At 66.8% G+C, this 1,339-nt stretch carries 1 pseudogene; it reads left to right on the top strand.

Going from position 1 to position 1,339, the window contains the following annotated elements:
* Window positions 1-29 precede the first annotated feature (29 nt).
* Window positions 30-1,300 (top strand): annotated as a pseudogene (locus AB0C96_RS43060) (IS256 family transposase).
* Window positions 1,301-1,339: the final 39 nt, after the last annotated feature.

Raw genomic sequence — 1,339 nt, 5'->3', positions numbered from 1 at the left:
GGGCCTTTGCCAGCTGGGACGGAACGGGCATGAACGACAAGGAGATGCCGGCTGTCGAGCCGGTCGAGGACAAGCTGGTGGATGAGGTCGTCGAGCGGTTGATGGACCGCGCGGACGCCTCGGGTGCGGCTCTGCTGGGCGAGGGCGGGCTGTTGACGGAGGTCACCCGGGCCGTGCTGGAACGGGCCCTGGACGCGGAGATGACCGAGCACCTCGGCTACGAGAAGCACGATCCGATTGGCCGGGGCTCGGGGAACAGCCGCAACGGCACCTCATCGAAGACCGTGCTGACCGACGCCGGAGCGGTCACCGTGGCCGTTCCCCGCGACCGCAACGGGTCGTTCGAGCCGAGGCTGGTGCCCAAGCACGCCAGGCGACTCGCGGGGTTCAACGAGCAGATCCTGTCGCTGTACGCCCGCGGCATGAGTGTGCGCGACATCCGCTCCCACCTGGCCGGCATGTACGGCATCGAGGTCTCGCCCGACCTGATCAGCAAGGTCACCGACGCCGTCGCGGACGAACTCGACACCTGGCAGAACAGGCCCCTGGGCGCCGTCTGGCCGATCATCTACATCGGTGCGCTGTGGGTGAAGATCCGCTCCGGGGCAGTGGTGTCCAAACCGGTCTACCTCACCGTCGGCATGGACATGGACGGCCGCAAGGACGTTCTGGGGGTGTGGATCGGCGACGAGGGTGAAGGCGCCACCACGTGGATGACCGTCCTGACCGAACTGCGAAACCGCGGAGTGCAGGACGTGTGCATCGTGGCCTGCGACGGCCTCAAAGGGCTGCCGGACGCGGTCACCGCGACCTGGCCGAAGGTCACGGTCCAAACCTGCGTCATCCACCTTCTGCGGGCCTCGCTGCGGCTGACATCCGCCGTGACCATCCCAAGCTCGTCCCGGCCCTGAAGGCGGTCTACACCGCCCCGACCGAGCAGGCGGCCGGGCAGGCACTGGAGGAGTTCGCCGCCTCCGAGCTGGGACAACGCTACCCGCCGGTGGTGCGGACCTGGCGGGCCGCCTGGAGCGAGTTCACTCCCTATCTGCCCTTCCCGCCCGAGATAGGGAAGGTGGTCTACTCGACGAACCTCATCGAATCGATCAACGCGAGACTGCGGAAAGTGACCCGCAACCGAGGGCACTTCCCCTCCGAGCACGCTGCGTTGAAGGTGCTCTACCTCGCCGTGCGCGAGCTGATCGCCCCCAGGGCACGCGACATCAACCACGTCGCGGCACACTGGAAGAAGGCGCTGAACCAGTTCTCGCTCTTCTTCGAGGACCGGCTCAACACCATGTGAACCCCAAGGACTTACACAAAGTCACTTACACGCCCCCGT

The organism is Streptomyces sp. NPDC048506, assembly GCF_040651315.1.
In the GTDB taxonomy this organism is placed as follows: domain Bacteria; phylum Actinomycetota; class Actinomycetes; order Streptomycetales; family Streptomycetaceae; genus Streptomyces.
This window is presented reverse-complemented; position numbering and strand designations above follow the sequence as displayed.